Annotated in this window: 8 protein-coding genes and 1 pseudogene; 3 read left to right on the top strand and 6 right to left on the bottom strand. The window is 67.3% G+C overall.

The window, feature by feature from the left end:
* Positions 1–70 precede the first annotated feature (70 nt).
* The 5 genes and pseudogenes from J4G12_04175 to J4G12_04155 form a co-directional block, all read right to left on the bottom strand.
* Positions 71–1,138, bottom strand: coding sequence for a type II secretion system F family protein (locus J4G12_04175; GenBank protein ID MCE2455001.1), 1,068 nt, complete (start codon positions 1,136–1,138; stop codon positions 71–73).
* A complete protein-coding gene (locus tag J4G12_04170) occupies positions 1,129–2,265 on the bottom strand; it encodes a PilT/PilU family type 4a pilus ATPase (protein MCE2455000.1) in 1,137 nt (378 codons plus the stop codon). The genes J4G12_04175 and J4G12_04170 overlap by 10 nt, the downstream gene beginning before the upstream one ends.
* On the bottom strand, positions 2,262–2,570 hold the full coding sequence (locus tag J4G12_04165) for a helix-hairpin-helix domain-containing protein (protein ID MCE2454999.1): 309 nt from the start codon (positions 2,568–2,570) through the stop codon (positions 2,262–2,264). Before J4G12_04165 ends, J4G12_04170 begins: the two co-directional genes overlap by 4 nt.
* A 6-nt stretch (positions 2,571–2,576) precedes the next feature.
* Positions 2,577–2,930, bottom strand: a pseudogene (locus J4G12_04160) (helix-hairpin-helix domain-containing protein).
* A gap of 97 nt (positions 2,931–3,027) precedes the next feature.
* Entirely contained in the window at positions 3,028–9,231 is a 6,204-nt protein-coding gene (locus J4G12_04155; protein ID MCE2454998.1) for a hypothetical protein, read from the bottom strand.
* Here J4G12_04155 and J4G12_04150 point away from each other — a divergent pair.
* Both J4G12_04150 and J4G12_04145 read left to right on the top strand, forming a co-directional pair.
* Complete coding sequence (locus J4G12_04150; GenBank protein ID MCE2454997.1) at positions 9,164–10,669, top strand: LptF/LptG family permease; 1,506 nt, start codon at positions 9,164–9,166, stop codon at positions 10,667–10,669. The genes J4G12_04155 and J4G12_04150 overlap by 68 nt on opposite strands.
* Before the next feature lies 1 nt (position 10,670).
* On the top strand, positions 10,671–11,738 hold the full coding sequence (locus J4G12_04145; GenBank protein MCE2454996.1) for an LptF/LptG family permease: 1,068 nt from the start codon (positions 10,671–10,673) through the stop codon (positions 11,736–11,738).
* 54 nt (positions 11,739–11,792) lie between these two features.
* On the opposite strand, the gene dapF is transcribed toward J4G12_04145, so the two are convergent.
* Positions 11,793–12,788, bottom strand: coding sequence for a diaminopimelate epimerase (gene dapF / locus J4G12_04140; protein MCE2454995.1), 996 nt, complete (start codon positions 12,786–12,788; stop codon positions 11,793–11,795).
* Positions 12,789–13,230: 442 nt separating this feature from the next.
* Here dapF and J4G12_04135 point away from each other — a divergent pair, with 442 nt between their 5' ends.
* On the top strand, positions 13,231–15,897 hold the full coding sequence (locus J4G12_04135) for a carbohydrate binding family 9 domain-containing protein (protein MCE2454994.1): 2,667 nt from the start codon (positions 13,231–13,233) through the stop codon (positions 15,895–15,897).
* The last annotated feature ends 157 nt before the right edge of the window (positions 15,898–16,054 follow it).

The raw sequence follows: 16,054 nt of genomic DNA, 5'->3' as shown, positions 1-16,054 counted from the left end.
CACAAGTCGAAGCTAATCGCGGAGCGGGCGTATGTCGAGTAAACCGGCTTTGTAACATGTCGTTACATCGTCACCTCCCTAATGTCGCCGCCATGTCGAACACCGGCAGATACATGGAGACGATAATGCCGCCCACCACGAGTCCCAGCGCCACGGTCAGGACCGGTTCGGCGGCGGCCAGAAACGTGGTGAGGGCTCCCTGAGCCTCTTCTTCGCAGAGGTCCGAGACCCGGTCGAGCATCTCGTCGAGCGCGCCCGACTCCTCGCCGGCCGCGATCATCTGGGTCGCGATTTTCGGAAACGCATCCGTCTCTTCGAGCGAGCCCGCCACTGTACCGCCGAAGACAACGCCCTTGCGGGCATCCATCAGCGCCTCCTCCACGAAACGGTTGCCGGCCATCGTCGCCGCCATGCGCATGCCCTCGACTACGGGTACGCCGGAGCCGGTCAGAGTACCGAGAGTGCGCAGCGTCCGCACCACCGTGATCTTTCGCCAGAGGTCGCCCGCCAGGGGAATCCGCAGCGCCAGCCTGTCGACGGTCCGGCGGCCCGACGAGGTCCGGTACCAGCGCCGCCCCGCCCCCGCCAGGCAAAGCGTCGCGATCGCGAGCTGCCACCATCGCTCTCGTAGGAAGTCGGCGAGAGAGATCACCGTGCGGGTCGGGAGCGGCAGCGCGACGCCCGCCCCCTCGAACATCGACTCGAAAGTCGGTATGACGACGGTCATGAGCACGGCGATGGCGGCCGCCGCCACGGCCGTGATCGCCGCCGGATACACGAGCGCGGCGGTCGCTTTGCGCGACAGGGCTCGGTTGGCCTCGAGCAGGTCGGCCAGCCGGACCAGCATGGTGTCGAGAGCGCCCGACGCCTCGCCGGCCTCGACCATGTTGCCGAAGAGGGCGGAAAAGACGCGCGGATGGTGCCGGACGGCCTGCGCCAGCGGCGTTCCTCCTTCCACGTCCCTTCGGGTCTCGGAGACGGCCTGCCCGAGCTCCTTGTGACCGGAATGGTCGGCAAGCAGCTCGAGAGAACGGGTCAGAGGCAGGCCGGCGCGGGTCAGGACCGCTAGTTGACGCGCGAAGATCGCCACCTCGCGGCTCGAAGCCCTCAGCCGGGTCTTGGCGGCGGCTACCCCCATGGATCGCCGAGCGTCCGCATGAACGCCCCCTGGTCGTCCACGTGCCGCAGGGCCTCCTCAGGTGCCAGATCGCCGCGTAGGCAGAGCGCGCGAAGCGATTCCGCCATCGTGCGCATCCCGGATCCGCGGCTCGTCTGGATGAGCGACTGCGCCTGGTGAAGCTTGTCGTCCCGAATGACGGTGCGGATTGCCGAGGTGCAGATCATGAGTTCGACGGCGCACACCCTCCCCTTCCCGTTCGCTCGGGGGAGGAGCCGCTGAGTGAGCACCCCTTCGAGCACGTGCGCGAGCTGCGACCTGGTCCGATCACGCTGGTCTCCCGGAAACGCGTCGACCATCCGGCTCACCGACTCTACGGCGGAGTTGGTGTGCAGGGTCGCGAGCACGAGGTGACCGGTCTCAGCCATTGTCAGGGCTGCCCCGATCGTGTCGGGATCCCTCAGCTCGCCGATGAGGACCACGTCCGGATCCTGCCTGAGCGCGTACTTGAGGGCGCCGCAGAAGTCGTGGGCGTGGCGACCGATCTCGCGCTGCGTGATGAGCGACCGCCTCGCGGCGTGGACGAACTCGATCGGGTCCTCCAGCGTCACTATGTGAAGCGCCTTTTCGCGGTTCAGTCGATCGACGAGCGCCGCCATGGTAGTCGACTTGCCGCAGCCGGTAGGCCCCGTGACAAGCACCAGCCCATGGGGCTTCAGCGCGAGCTTCTCGAGCGCCGGCGGGAGACCGAGCGCTGCCAGAGGCGGTATCTCGAGCGGAATGCGGCGGATCGCCGCAGCCAACCCGCCCAGGCGATGGAAGATGTTGGCCCGGTAGCGCGCCTCTCCCTCCACCCGGAAGGCGGCGTCGACGTGACAGGCGCGTTCGAGGATCTTCCGTTGGGTTTCGGAGAGCAGGGAGAGGAGGATCCGGTCGCTCCCCGGAAAGAGTCCGTCGCCGTCCGCACCCGCCCCCCCGCTCGCACCGTCCCTCTTCAGACGCCCGTCGACCCTGAACACCGGCGGAGCCCCGCAGCCGAGATGAAGATCGGATGCGCCGAGTTCGCCCATGCGGACGAGGAGACGCCTCAGGTCGGGATCGGGCTCCGCGGCGATCCCAGCTCGGCCACCGACCCGTGGCGCGCTCATCGGACGCTCACCAGCGGGCGCAGCTTGGTCAGAATCGCGGGGCCGATGCCGCGCACCCGCAGGAGGTCCTCCACCCGTTCGAAGCGAGCTTCGTTTCTCGCCTCGACGATGCGCTCCGCCAACGCCGGTCCGATCCCCGGCAGGCTCTGGAGCTCTACTACGCCGGCGACGTTGACGTCCACAAGCCGGGCGGATCCGCTCACCGGCGGGCCGACCGCACCCTCGGTCGGCGACGGAGCCTGCGGTCGCGCTTTTCCGCCGCCTGCACCGGACGGTGCGCCGACCACCTCGAGGAAGGGTGTCATCCTGGCAAGTGTCGCGGGGCCGATGCCGCGCACCCGCGTAAGATCGGTCACCGACGAGAACGGCCCGTTGGCCTCCCGGTCGGCCACGATGTTCTTCGCGGTCGAAGGACCGACCCCCGGCAGCCGGTCGAGAGCGATGTCGTCGGCGGTGTTCGGGTCGATCTTCTCGCCTTCCGATAGAGGAGCCTTGCGCGCCTGGGCCTCGTCGAGCTCGGCGCGGCTGGAGTCGAGAAGTTCGCGTGTTCCGACGGGCGGCCCGCCGCCGACCTCCGCAGGAGGAGGTGCGAGGAGCCAGCGGCCTGCGGCGAGAGCCAGAAGTACGACGACGGTGATCTTGAGCGCCTTTATTTCCCTGTCCATGCTGTAAGATGCATGTTCGGACGGGGCATTTCGATGGCGTTTTGGGACCTCGTCCGCTTCTCGACCGCTGCCAGTCCGAGCTCGCCGGGCCTCCTTCTCAGCGAACCGACGAAACCCGCATCTCGCCGAAGAGCAGAACCCTGAAGTTGGTCGCGCCCGGCCGCTGGCCCACGTAGGAGCGCCGGTCGTCGTAGCTGAATTGCATTCCGAGCTCGAACTCGTTCACCGCCGCCTCCAGGGAAAGGGAGAGCGACCGGGTCTCGCGGTCGAGAAAGGCCACGCATTCCTCCACCGTCGCGGTAAGCCGGCAGTTGCTCTCCGAGAAGAGCAGTCCGAGGAGGGAGATGTCGATGGGACGATCCAGGAGCTCCGCCAAACCCCAGGGAGGCAGGAAGCGTGACGAAAACGAGACGCGGTGGCTGCGCCGATCGGGCCTGAGTTCGCCGGTCGGGTCGGTCGCCGAGCCGGCGCTGATGCTCGTCTGGTAGCTCGTCGTGACCGATCCCCGCCAGGCCACGGTCACCGAGGCCGGGATGTCGGTCGTCTCCTGGTACCTCCGCTGCAGTCCGCCTCCGAAGGTGCTCTCGACCGTTCTGCGCGCGATCCCGCCCGAGAGCGCGAGTCGGCGCATGCCGCTCCAACCGGGCATGGCGATGGAAGGCAGCGACATCCGCAGGTCCGGCCAGCGACGTTCACGACCCTGTCGGTCGCTCCTCGCGTCCAGCGTGGAGAAATCGGTGTCGCGGAAGACGGAGGTGAGACTGAGTCCGCCGGGCAAGGCGAGCCCGCCGGTAACCGCCCAACCTCTCGTCTCGGTGAGGGCGGCGGCGGTGTCCGCGTCGAGGAAGCGAAGATCCTCCGCCGAACCCCACCCGAACTGATACGAAATCCCGGGCGAGACCGGATCTCTGTCGAAGCGCGAGTTGACCCCGGCGTCGTAGGTGACGTTCACCGGCTGAAACGAGCTCAGCAGCCGCCGGATCGCGTTCCAAGCCGATGCGCCCGAGCCCGACCCGGGCAGCGCGTCGCCGAACCCGACCGGATCGAAGACCAAATCGGTGCGCAGATCGCGCCTCGCGCTGGCGTCACGGGTGCCGGTCAGGAGAGTTGCGTTTCGAGGTCCGGCACTGCTTTCCTTGAAGAATTGGGGGCTGCGGTCGGTCAGAAATCTCGTGTTCAGCCGCAGGGAGCCTCCGAGCCATTCGGTGAACTCCGGTGAATAGGCCAGGCTGGTAATGATCGACCGGTGGGTCTCCCAGCCGAGGTTCAATCCGAGCGGAAGCAGCCGTTCTCTCTCGAGAAGCCGTTGGACCAGGCGGTCGGGCGAAGCCTCCTTGGGCGGCAGCAGATCCCGCGAAGCTACGAAGGCGATGTCGGCGGAAAGCGATCCGAGCGGCTGGAGGCGCAGGTCGGCCACGGTCTCCAGCACCTCGAGCGCGACCGGCGTCCTGGTGGCGAATTCGTCGTCGGGATGGTCTATAATGCGCGGATAGCGCTCCACGAACCCGTCGTGACGGGCGTAGCCTACTCCCACCGACATGCGCACCGGGCTCACCCGCAGGCGAGTGTCGAGCACCCTGTCCTCCAGGGCCCCGGGCAGAAGCGCCGCCAGAACGCCACGAACGAAGGAAGGCACCAGCCGGAGAAAGCGCCCCTCGGGGTGCAACGCCCACTCCACCCCGGCGTCGAGGTTGGAGGATTCGTGGCTGGTGGCGATGGTGGCGCCGTCCGCCGCCAGGTACGAGACGCGCGCGACCACGCCATCGAATAGGCCGTCGGCCACGGGACCGGTGGAGGTGGAGCTCTTGCGGAAGGAGAGTCCGATCCGGGTCGTGTTCGAATGCGGCACCCGCAGCCCTTGAATTCGATCAGCGCGCACGTCGGATTCGGCGAGCAGGAGCGGCTCCCGTCTGCTGCTCCTTCGCTCGAAGACCAAGGGCAGCTCGATCCCCCAGGCGGCAGGCGCGAAACGGTCGAGGGCGAGGGTCGATACGAGGTTGACCGAGCGGTCGTCCTGGTACGTGGGTTCGTCGCGGAGCTGTCTGAAATAGGCCCCGCGCCCGGTCACGCTCGCCGACGCTTCAAACACCCCGCCCCCGTCTATCCTCAAGTCGAGAGAACTGGCTGCTCCAAAGTCGCGCAGCGGGCTTCCCAGGCGGAGTTCGTTGACCCAGACCTCGCCCGATACGGGCGCCGCCTCCTCGTTCCAAACTCCGATCGCCACCTCTCTCACCGCGGCGAGACTGGGTGCGCGTCCGCGGTCGCTGAGCACGACGGCGTAGGTCGAGTCCGCGGACCAGAGTTCGATGGGCGCCTCCCGCGTGCCGAGCGGTCGGCGGATCAGCATCTCTTCGGCGGCCTGTCGGAGGTCGAGCCATTCCTCGAAGTCGATGCGCAGCTCGGGCAACCAGTCGTCGGCCACGACCATCTCCGAACCGCCCGGCTCCGGAAGGCGCGCGCGGAAGAGGTAGAAGTTCTCCGGGTCGGTTCCGGCCTTCAGGAAGAACCCGTGGGCTGCGGAGTGCCCGAAGTCGCCGTTTCTCGCGGTCACCCACAATCGCGCTTCGCGATAGTCGAGGAAGTTGCGGGATCGCTGCGTGAAGCGATGGTAAACCTCGGCCCGCGAGTCGGACGCAAGACCGTCGAAGGAGATGGCGAGCGCCCGCTCGTTGAACTCGATCCCCTCACCCGCGAAGGCCAGATTCGGATCGGCCAGCGCCTCGAGAACACCCGGAGGCGGCGAGTACAGCTCGCCCTCGGTCAACCGCGACACCTCGCCGACCTCGACCCGCCCGAATGCCCTTTCGTCGCCCGCTATTCCGGCCAGAACGCCGGTCGCGGCGCGTTTCACCCAACGTGATCCCACCAGCCGCATGCGCGCCAGTCTCACCGAGTTCCGCCCGGTCCCGACAACGGTGATGCGCATGTGGCGCACGGCGCGCAGATGGGCGTCGGTGAAGCTCCCACCCACTTCGAACGCGCCCGCGCCGCCGATAGGTACGCGGTAGAGCTCGAACGGAGTCTCGGTCTCCGCCGACGAGCGCGCCAGGAATTCCGAGGAGCCGTCGAGCCGCAGGACGAAACGCAGATGACGCTCGGACGTGTCGAGATTGCCGTCGTTGTCGAGGTCTTCGCTGTCAGCGCGTCCGTTGCCCTTCGTGCAGACGGCGTTCGGATCGCTGATCCGGTATACTCTGCCCCTCTCGGCTGCGCAGGACTCGTTCCAAACCCCGCGAGCGTCGGCATCGTCGCCCCATATCTCGCCGCGTCCGGGATCGGCCTCCTGGTCGAGTTCGCCCTCTCCCCATCTCCGTCCGTCCGAACTCCTCGTTCCCGAGAGCCGTCCGGCGTCGTCGAACACGAAGGCGTCCTCGCTCACCGTCCCGATGTCGATGACGAGGGTCACGCCGTCGTCCCCGTCGGCGTAGAATTCGAGAAACTCGGTGCGGGTCAGGTCGAGGCCGCTGGTGGCGAGCACCGTCGTCAGCGAGCGCCAGGAGCTCTCCGACGCACCACCCGCCGATGGCCGTCCGCGGAAGGAGAGCAGGAGTCCCGGCTCTCTGCGCTCCGAGCCGGCCACGCGGATCCGACGATCGATGTCGAGATGCGGGAAGTATCCTTCATGGAGTCCGAGGGAGTCGCCGGAGGGCGAGCTCAGCGTCCAGGTGTGCTGCCAGACCAGCGCCGCCGCGTTGGCGACCTCGTAGGTCCGAGGCAGAACGTCCTCCGCCCCGGTCCGCCGCGTGGGAGCGCTCCCGTGCTGCCATTCCTGAGCGAAGAGGGATACGGCGGAGTGCGCCGAACCGTCGAAGTCGTCGAGGAAGGCGAAACGGGCGGTGTTCGGGTTCGGAAGCGAGGCCGCCATCTCGCCCTCGAAGACGAATCCGCCCGATCCGCTCGTGCGGACGCCCGGAAGACCGCCGATGAGTCTGTCGAGCCAGAGGGCCGATCCCTCGTAGCGGAGGCCTAAGCCGCCCAGTAAAGCCGCGCGCGGCTCGGTCCCCAGGGTCGGCCTCTGGAATGGAGACCGTTCGGAGCGGTAGAGAGTCAGCAGGTTGATCTCGCCGCCGCCGCCCAGCCCGGCTCGGGTCCTGAGCCCGAGAACCTGCGTGGGAGACAGCCGAAAGAGAGATTGCTGCTCCCAGCTCACCCTCACCTCGGCGTCGGGGGCTGCGGTGAAGAGGCGTTCAGGGTCCAGCAGAGTCACTTGGCCGAGGTCGTAGTCGATATCGTAGTCTTCGCCGGCAACGAGGATACGGTCACCCAGATGGACGCGCTCGCTTCCGGGCCGGACCCCGAGAGCCCCTAGCGAGAAGGAGGAGATGACGCCCTCGCTGCGCAGACGATACGAGATGCGCAGCCGGAAGCGCCCCGCGTTGGCGCGCTCGAAGGGGTCCTCCTCCTCGTAGATGCGGAAGTTGGCGTCGTCGCCGAGCAACCGGGCCGCTTCTTCGGTGTCGAGCCGGAGCACGGGGCTGGGTGGCGGGCGGGCGAAGGGTTTCTGGGCCGGGAAGAAGATGTAGCTGCCGCGGACGGGGGCGATCGCCCCGAATTCGTCGTCGCTGAGCGAGAAGACCGCCGCCGGGTCGAGTTCGTCGGACGGGGCTTCCTCGTCGAGCCCGAAAAGACTGAGGAAGGTGACGTCCTCCCCGGCCGTCGATCGCTTGAAGGTCCTGCCGGCCGACAACTCTCCCAACGAGACGGTGAGTCCGACCGAGCCCGGTTCCACGTCGTCGCTCCCCGAGACTCGATAGACGCTGTGCATCTCGTGACGCCATGACGGACTGCCGGGCTGGTGCGAGACCTCGGGAGCCCTGAGCAGGCGGAGCTGCGGTCGCCCGCCCGCGTTGTGGACGGCCTCCGGGTCGAAGCTCCCGACCGTGTCGCCGGTCGCGGTCACGAAGGTCGTCGCCAGCATCTCGTCGCTCGCCAGGGGAGCCCGGAGGGCGAGCCAGAGACCGCTGGGGTGAAGGAAGTAGTCGATTCCGGGAAGGAGGAGACGGAACCAGCCCGACTCCACGATCCGCTCTCCGTCGGCCTCGACGACGGCGTCGGCCTGGATGTAGCCCTCCACCTGCTGGAGGAGCGCCGGATCGTCTTCGAGACGGTAGATCTGGACGGGGTCGATTCCAGGCGAGACCGAGGACGGTGCGGAGGCCGTGTGAAGCTGAAGCGGGTCGAAGTGGGGATAGTCCGTGATTTGGACGGGATCGACGATGTAGAAAAACTGGCCTCGCGCGTAGTCGGCGTCGTCGATGTCCACAGTGTCCTCCTGAACGAAGGATCTGCGGTCTCCGATGCCGGAGAGGCGAAAGACCCGAGTGTTCAGGTCGCCGCGTTGCTGGGCCCACACGCTCTGAAACTCGAGCGGACCGAGCTGGCCGTCCGCGCGGAAGCCGAAGTTGCCCGCCGGCACCGCGTCGGTGAGGAAGCGCGAGCGTGGAAAATCGAAGGTGACGTCGCCCACGTTGAGCGAACTCAGAATGTCGTCTTCGGCTCCCTCGTATGCGATGTTGATGCGGTTCTCGCCCCCGAATTCGCGCGCCTGATCGAAGTCGACATCGATCATCACACGGTCGAGAACGCTCCCGTCCAGTCGGACGCCGAATCGAGTGTCGGGGCTGAGCCGGGGGACCAGGTTGGGGGTGCAGCTTTCACGCAGAGCGTCGTCGCAGGGCGTGAAGCGGTTCCACTCGCCGCCCAGTTCGAGTCGGCTGCGCAGATCGAGGGAGAGATCCACGTAACGGTTGCTGAAACGCGTGATCGCCTCCCGGCCCAGCTCCGGCGGCTCGCCGGCCAGCCGGATGGGACGCTCGGGCGGCAGCAGCGCCTCGACCCCGGTGACGGGCGTCCTCAGCGGGTCCGCGGCTCGGAGGCGAAGGGCGGTGACCGCGAACGGCGGAAGCCCGGTTCCGGCCGGGAAGAGCGACGGACGACGCAGGGTGGGCGGGTCGAAGGAGAGTCCGCGCATGGGAATGCGGCGGAGCCCCAGATCGAGCCCGGGAGCTTCCGGCGCGGCCGTGATGCCGTAAACGACGGTGGCCGGAGGCAGCGAGAGATCGCTGCGCAGAACGGTATCCGCGACCGGTGGGCGGGCTACCGCGGCGGGCGCGAGCCCATCCGAGGCTGCCGCAGCCCCGAAGCCTGCGGCCATCCCGGCCGACGCGAACGCCAGCGCCGCCGCCGGTCCGGCGAGTCGGGACCGGGCCGTTACGAACGGTGTAAGGCCCGCCATGACCGTGCTTACCAGGTATCTGATCCGCGCCCAGATCGGACCGTTCCTATTCGCGCTGATAGCCATGACGGCGCTGGTGTTCCTCAACGCCGTGGCCCGCCAGATCGATTCGCTGGTCGGCAGAGGGCTGCCGTGGACGGTGATCGCCGAGTTCCTCGTGCTCTCGCTGCCGCACACCGTGGCTCTCTCACTGCCCATCGCGGTTCTGGCCGCCGTGCTCTACTGCTTCAGCGACATGACCTCGAACAACGAGATCACGGCGCTCTCGGCCAACGGCGTGAGTCCGGCGCGCGTCCTCGCCCCGGTATTGGTTCTGGGCGCGGTGGCGACGGTGGTCATGCTCGGATTCCACGATCGCGTCCTCCCTGAAGCAAATCACCGACTGAAAAACCTAACCTTCAACATTGGCCGCAAGAGCCCTACCCTCGAATTGAAGGAACAGGTCGTCAACCGCATCCAGACCGAGATTACCGGTACTGGCCGGGGAGCGGTCTTTTTCCTCACCGCCGACCGTATCGATCCCGAAACCAACCAGCTCGAGTCGGTAGGCATACTCGACGCCAACAACCCCTCGCGAAAGCGCGTCACCTGGGCCGAGCGCGGCGAGATGGCGTTCAACGCCGCCGAGACCGATCTATACCTCACCCTCGAAGACGGCGTGGTGAACGAGATGCTGGCCGACCGCCTAGGGGGATTTCGGCGCATCTATTTCGATCGGGAGGTGATCCCTCTGCGGAACGTGGGCACGATGTTCGAAGAGCAGTACGGCAGCTCCCGCTCGGATCGGGAGATGGGTTTCGGTCTCCTGCGCGAGAGCGCCGACGAGAAGAAGGCGGAGCTCGACTCCATCCAGGCTGAGAACCGGGAGACATCGCTGCGCGCGGTCCGTCTGGCGCTGGCTCGGGGGACGCCCACCGACATTCTAGTGCGCGACCGGGAGCTGGAGCGCGGCACGAGAGGACTGGCCTCCCGACTCGGCGATCCCTCCTCGCTTCTGGCGGACGACGCCTTTGCCTCAACCACCATTCTGGGGACCCGTCAGCGCGCCGTCACGGGTCGGATGCTCTCCCAGTCGCAGGCTCGTTACGAGCTCGAGATTCACAAGAAGTCGGCCCTCGCCGTGGCCTGCATCATCTTCACTCTGATCGGACCGCCGCTCGCCATCCGTTTCCCGAGCGGCGGGATCGGCATGGTGGTCGCCATGGCGGGGGGAATCGCCTCGATATACTGGGCCGGTCTGATAGGTGGGGAAAATCTCGCGGACGGAGGCGCCGCCGACCCCGCCATCACGATGTGGGCCGCCAACGTCATCTTCCTGGGCGTGGGACTCTGGCTGGCGATCACCATGGGCGGCACGCGCATAGCCCTTAGGTCGAGCTGGTTCGAGGAGCTCGGAAGCCGGCTCTTTCCGGGATCGCGCTCGCGTCCAGGTATCTCCGGGCAACCCGCCCCCCCGGCGCACGCGAGGCCGGAGCGCTTCCCGACCTCGAAGCCGGAAGGCTGAGATGCGCTTGCTCGACCGACTCGCCGCCCTGACCTTCCTGCGGATATTCGGGATCTGCCTCGCAGTGTGCCCGGTGCTCTTCATCATTGGCGACGTCGCGGCCGAACTCGACACCTACATGGCTCGCGGTCTGACCGGAGGCGAGGTGGCGCGCGCCTATCTCTACCAGATACCGCGATTCGTGAGCTGGGCGCTGCCTATCGCCGCCCTTCTCGCCAGCGTCTTCACCGTGCACGGCATGAGCGCCCACCGGGAGCTCGTCGCGATGAAGTCGGGCGGGATCTCGTTCCGGCGTTCGGTTCTGCCCATAGTCGCATCCGGGGTCCTGCTGGTGATCTTCGCACTCGGCCTCGCCGAGGTCGTACCGCGCGCCAACAAGGCGGCCGGACTCATTCTGCGAGCCCAGACCTTCACTTCCACCTTCCGTTCCGACTTCGCCTTCCGCTCGGACGACGGACTCTCCTGGCAGATCGGCAGGCTCAATTCCGTCGACAGCTCCCTCTATTCGGTGGTGACCGCGCGCCCGGCGGACGAAGAGAGGCCCGGCCTCTACATGGCGTCCGAGCAGGGCGACTGGAACGCCGACCTGGGCTGGCACTTTCGCAGAGGCTACATCCGCTTCCTGAACCCGGATTCGACCGAACGATCCTTCCAGTTCGAGGGGCTGCGCATGTCTCAGGCCCGGGATCGCCCCAGCGCGCTCATGGAGCCACCGTTGGAACCCGAGGAGATGACGAACCGGGAGCTCGTCCGCACCGCCGAGATTCTGACGCGCTCGGGAGGCGACCCCACCGCCCTTATGGTGCAGAAGGAGCAGAACACCTCGCTGGCTCTGGCCACCCTCATTGTGCTGCTCTTCGGTGCGCCGCTGGCCACGAGCAACAGGAGAGGCGGAGCCCCCTTCGGCATAGGCCTCTCGCTCGCCACGGTGGTGCTCTACCTCCTCGTCTACCGCTTCTCGGGTTCGCTGGGGCTCGCCGGCGCCATCTCGCCCGCGGCCGCCGCCTGGGCGCCCAACGCCCTTTTTCTCGTGGCGGGAGCGATACTGTTGTCAAGGGTGCGGACGTAGCAGCCACCACACCGGCCGGTTCCCTGCCGACTCGGCCAGGCGGATGCCACGAACTCAGCCCAGCCGAGTCAGGAAGCCCCGGTCGAGCCTCCCCTCCGCCACCATCTCCACCGGCCCTCGGAGACGCGCGTCGAGATCCTCGTTCACCGAAACGAAGAGCGATCCGCCCGGCATCTCGACCCGGATTTCGCCAGGAACTTGCAGTCCGCGAGCGACCGCCGCGACCGCGACCGCGACCGCGCTCGTCCCCGACGCCGCAGTGCGCCCAACGCCGCGCTCCCAGATCAAAGCCCGCATCACCCCGGCGCCGACGACCCGAGCGAGCTGGACGTTGCTTCCGGCCGCGAGGCGCCGGTGCGCGGCCAGCCACGGGCCGATCCTCGCCAGAACGTCCTCGGAGAGCTTCTCGCCGAAGACGACCATGTGGGGATTGCCGATCGACACCGGCGACACGGAGAGAAAGCCGCCGGTCGGCTCTTCCAGTTCGATCGCGGCGTCGCGGGCACCGACGGTCGGATCGGAGCCGCCTGTGCGCCGGACCGGACCGCGATCGAACGCCACGACCTCGGGCCCCAGACCGGCTCGTCCCATCTCCACCTCGACGTCCCATTGACCCGACTCCGCCGGAGCGGCGCGGAGCCCGACGCTACCGCCTCCGACCTCGGCGTCGAACGGCCTTCCCTGCGCCGCGAACCCGGAACCTGCCAACCAGGCGGCGACGATGCGCAGTCCGTTGCCGCTCCGCTCGAACTCGCTCCCGTCGGGGTTGAACATGCGCAACCGGATGGCGGGCTCGGTGGAAAGGACCGCAACGATTCCGTCGGCGCCGAGACCGCGATGCCGGTCGCAGACCCGGCGCACCGCCTCGGGAGAAGCCGTCCAGCCGTTCCGGTTCTCGGCGGCGGTGAAGACCAGGTAGTCGTTGCCGAGGCCGTGGCCGAGAACGAAACGGTTCCCGAGCCGAGGGCGGACGGCACTCCCGTACGCGTACTCAACCTCGCGGGCCGCTGCGGACGGCGAGGAAGGCTGCTCGGGGTCGGTAGTCGGCATCGGCACGGGACGGCGGTATTGGCGGATCGTCAGGGTGCCGGCGGCGGTCCGAAGCGGCACCAAAGAAAGCTAGCGCGGTCTGCGCCCGATCTCTCCACGAGCGGCGAGGCCGAGGTAGCGCCGTACCGTTGCCGATTGGACAGGCTGCGGACGACCTTCGGGCGGGCGTCGGGACGCGCCGGCGCAGAGCAGGAGAAATGCCGTTCCCGGCCGAGGGGTTCGCCTCCTACCGGCCGACCGAAACCCGTCGGACAAACACTCGTAGTTGGGCGCGAAGGCAACCAAGGGGCGGGCTGGGCCTTCGAATCTCCAGAAATCCACCTATCAGGACCGTGACCGACAGGGAGTGAGGATGATGATGACGACGATGATGAAGTGCGTGCGGCGGGGAAACCGCGGATGTAGCGGACGGGAGACTCCTTCGGGAGCGTCGTCACGGTCCTTGATCCCAGCGGCGCTGGCGGTGGCGCTTACCGCATCCGCCGCGGCTCCGGCGATCTCGCAGGAGAAGGGTTCGACACCTCAGGGCTCGGCGGCCGCCAGGATCGCGAACGGTCGAACCGCCGCCGAGCGCCCCTTCATCACGGCGACGCGAGTGAACGGGAGCGAGGTCTCGGTGGACGGCGTGATCGACGAGGCGGTTTGGGCGAGGGCGCAGGTAGCCACCGGCTTTTCCCAGATCGAACCGGACGAGGGTGCGATGGCCTCCGAGCGCACCGAGGCTCGGGTGCTCTACGGCGACAACGCCCTTTACGTGGCCATGCGGGCCTTCGACTCCGAACCCGACGAGATCGTGGGACAGTTGACCAGGCGCGATCAGGACTCCTACTCGGATCTCCTCGGCCTTGCCGTCGACTCGTACTTCGATCGACGCACCGCCTTCCAGTTCATGGTGAACCCGAAGGGCGTCAAGTCCGACGTGTACCGTTTCGACGACTTGAACGAGGACTCGGGCTGGGACGCCGTCTGGGACGTGGCCACGTCGCGGGATTCGGAAGGATGGAGCGCGGAGTTCCGCATCCCATACTCCCAGCTCCGTTTCCGCAATGCGGACGTGCAGACCTGGGGGATCAACTTCATCCGCGTTATCGCCCGGCGCGAGGAGGCCTCCGTCTGGGCGCCGATAACCAGGGCCGACGGAGGACTGGTGAGCATGTTCGGAGAGCTCCGCGATCTGCGCGACATCGAAGCTCCCGGAAGGCTCGAAGTCCTGCCCTATTCGCTCGCTCGCCTGGAGAGGGTGCAGGGAGACGAAGCCGACCCCTTCCACAAGCCGAACGGAACCTTCGGCACCCTCGGGGCCGACGTCAAGTACGGGGTCACCTCCGATCTCACGCTCGACATGACCATCAACCCCGACTTCGGTCAGGTGGAGGCCGACCCGGCCCAGGTGAACCTGACGGCGTTCGAGACCTTCTATCCCGAGCGACGCCCCTTCTTCCTGGAGGGTTCTTCGATCTTCTCGTTCCCCATCGCCTTGGGCGACGGCGACGAGGCGAACGAATCGCTCTTCTACCCGCGCCGGGTGGGACGCTCGCCGCAGGGCCGGGCCGATCCCAGTGGCGGCTACGTCGACCGACCCGACCGGACGACGATTCTCGGCGCCTGGAAGCTCTCGGGCAAGACCGCCGCCGGCTGGTCGATCGGGGCCATGCACGCCCTGACCTCGAGAGAGAACGCCAAGGTGCAGCCGGCGACGGGAGCGCTTACCGAGACTCCGGTCGAGCCCCTCTCCAACTACGGCGTGCTCAGGCTCCAGAAGGACTTGCGGGAAGGCAGGTCGGCGATAGGCTTCATAGGAACCGCGCTTAGGAGGGACGGCGCGGTCGCCGAAGAGCTCGATCTCCGCTCCGGCGCCTACACCGGCGGTCTCGACTTCCGACACCGCTTCAGGGGCGACGCCTGGCAGGTCTCAGGATACGCGCTCGGATCGGTCGTCACCGGCTCGGCGGACGCCATCGCACGCACGCAGCGTTCATCCGCCCGCTACTTCCATCGTCCGGACGCGGAACACCTCGACTACGACCCGACCCGCACGAGCCTCTCCGGGAGCTCGTTGAACGTCGACATCATGAAGTTCGCCGGGAGCCCGTGGCGGATCGGCGGGGGGGTCCAGGCGAGAACGCCCGGCTTCGAAACCAACGACGCCGGCTATCTCCGCAGTACCGACTACATCGTCGGCTGGGGTTGGGGAGGCTACCAGCGGAGCACCCCGCAGGGACCGTTCCGGAGCTGGAGCACGAACGTGAACGCGTGGTCGGTCCGCACCTTCGGGAACGAAGTCACCGAGGTCGGCGGCAACGTGAACGCCAACCTCCAGTTCAAGAGCTTCTGGAACGCCTGGTTCGGAGTGAACCACTCGGCTTCCGCGCTCTCCGACGGCATCCTCAGAGGCGGCCCCCTCTTCCGCACCGAATCCGGCACCAACTTCTGGAGCGGAGCTTCCACCGATTCGCGCAAGCGGGTCAGCGCGAGCGCCACCGTGTTCGGCAACAGACGCCCCGAGAGCGACTCCTGGTCTCTCGGCACCTCGCCGAACCTGCGCTTCAGGCCTTCGGGACGAACGAGCCTCCAGATCGGAGGGCACGTCAGGCGGGAGGTCAACGACCGGCAGTGGGTTCGCAGCCTCTACGTGAACCAGCAGTCGGAGTACGTCTTCGGACGGATCGATCAGGCCACGGTCGGACTCACCGCCCGCGTGGACCACGCCTTCACGCCCACGCTCTCGCTCCAGGTCTACGCGCAGCCCTTCGTGAGCAGCGGGAGCTACACCGACTTCAAACGGGTCGCGGACCCGCAGGCCGCAGTGTACGAGGACCGCTTCGAGCCGCTGAACGCGAGGCTCGAGGGCGGACGCCACCACTTCGACCTCTCAGGAGTCGACACCTCGATCGACGATCCGGACTTCAACTTCAAGCAGTTTCGTTCCAACGCCGTTCTCCGCTGGGAATACGTGCCCGGCTCGCTGCTCTACGTTGTTTGGTCGCAGGGCCGGGACCATTTCGCCGGCAACGGAGACTTCGATTTCGGCTCCGACATGAACGCGCTCTTCGGCGCGCCCTCGGACAACGTGTTCATGATCAAGCTCAGCTATTGGCTCTCTAGGTAGAAGTACCATGAACGTCCGTGCCATGACCTTCACGCTCGCTGCGGAATACCGGACAACCCGGTGAACACGACCGCCCCCTCCCCACCTTGACCGGACGCGCCAAACAGTACAGATTATCTTCAGCAAGGGTGATTTGCGGTGTATTGCGGCCCTGCGC

It is taken from the genome of Gemmatimonadota bacterium, from assembly GCA_021295815.1.
Lineage (GTDB): Bacteria > Gemmatimonadota > Gemmatimonadetes > Longimicrobiales > Gaopeijiaceae > JAGWBQ01.
This window is presented reverse-complemented; position numbering and strand designations above follow the sequence as displayed.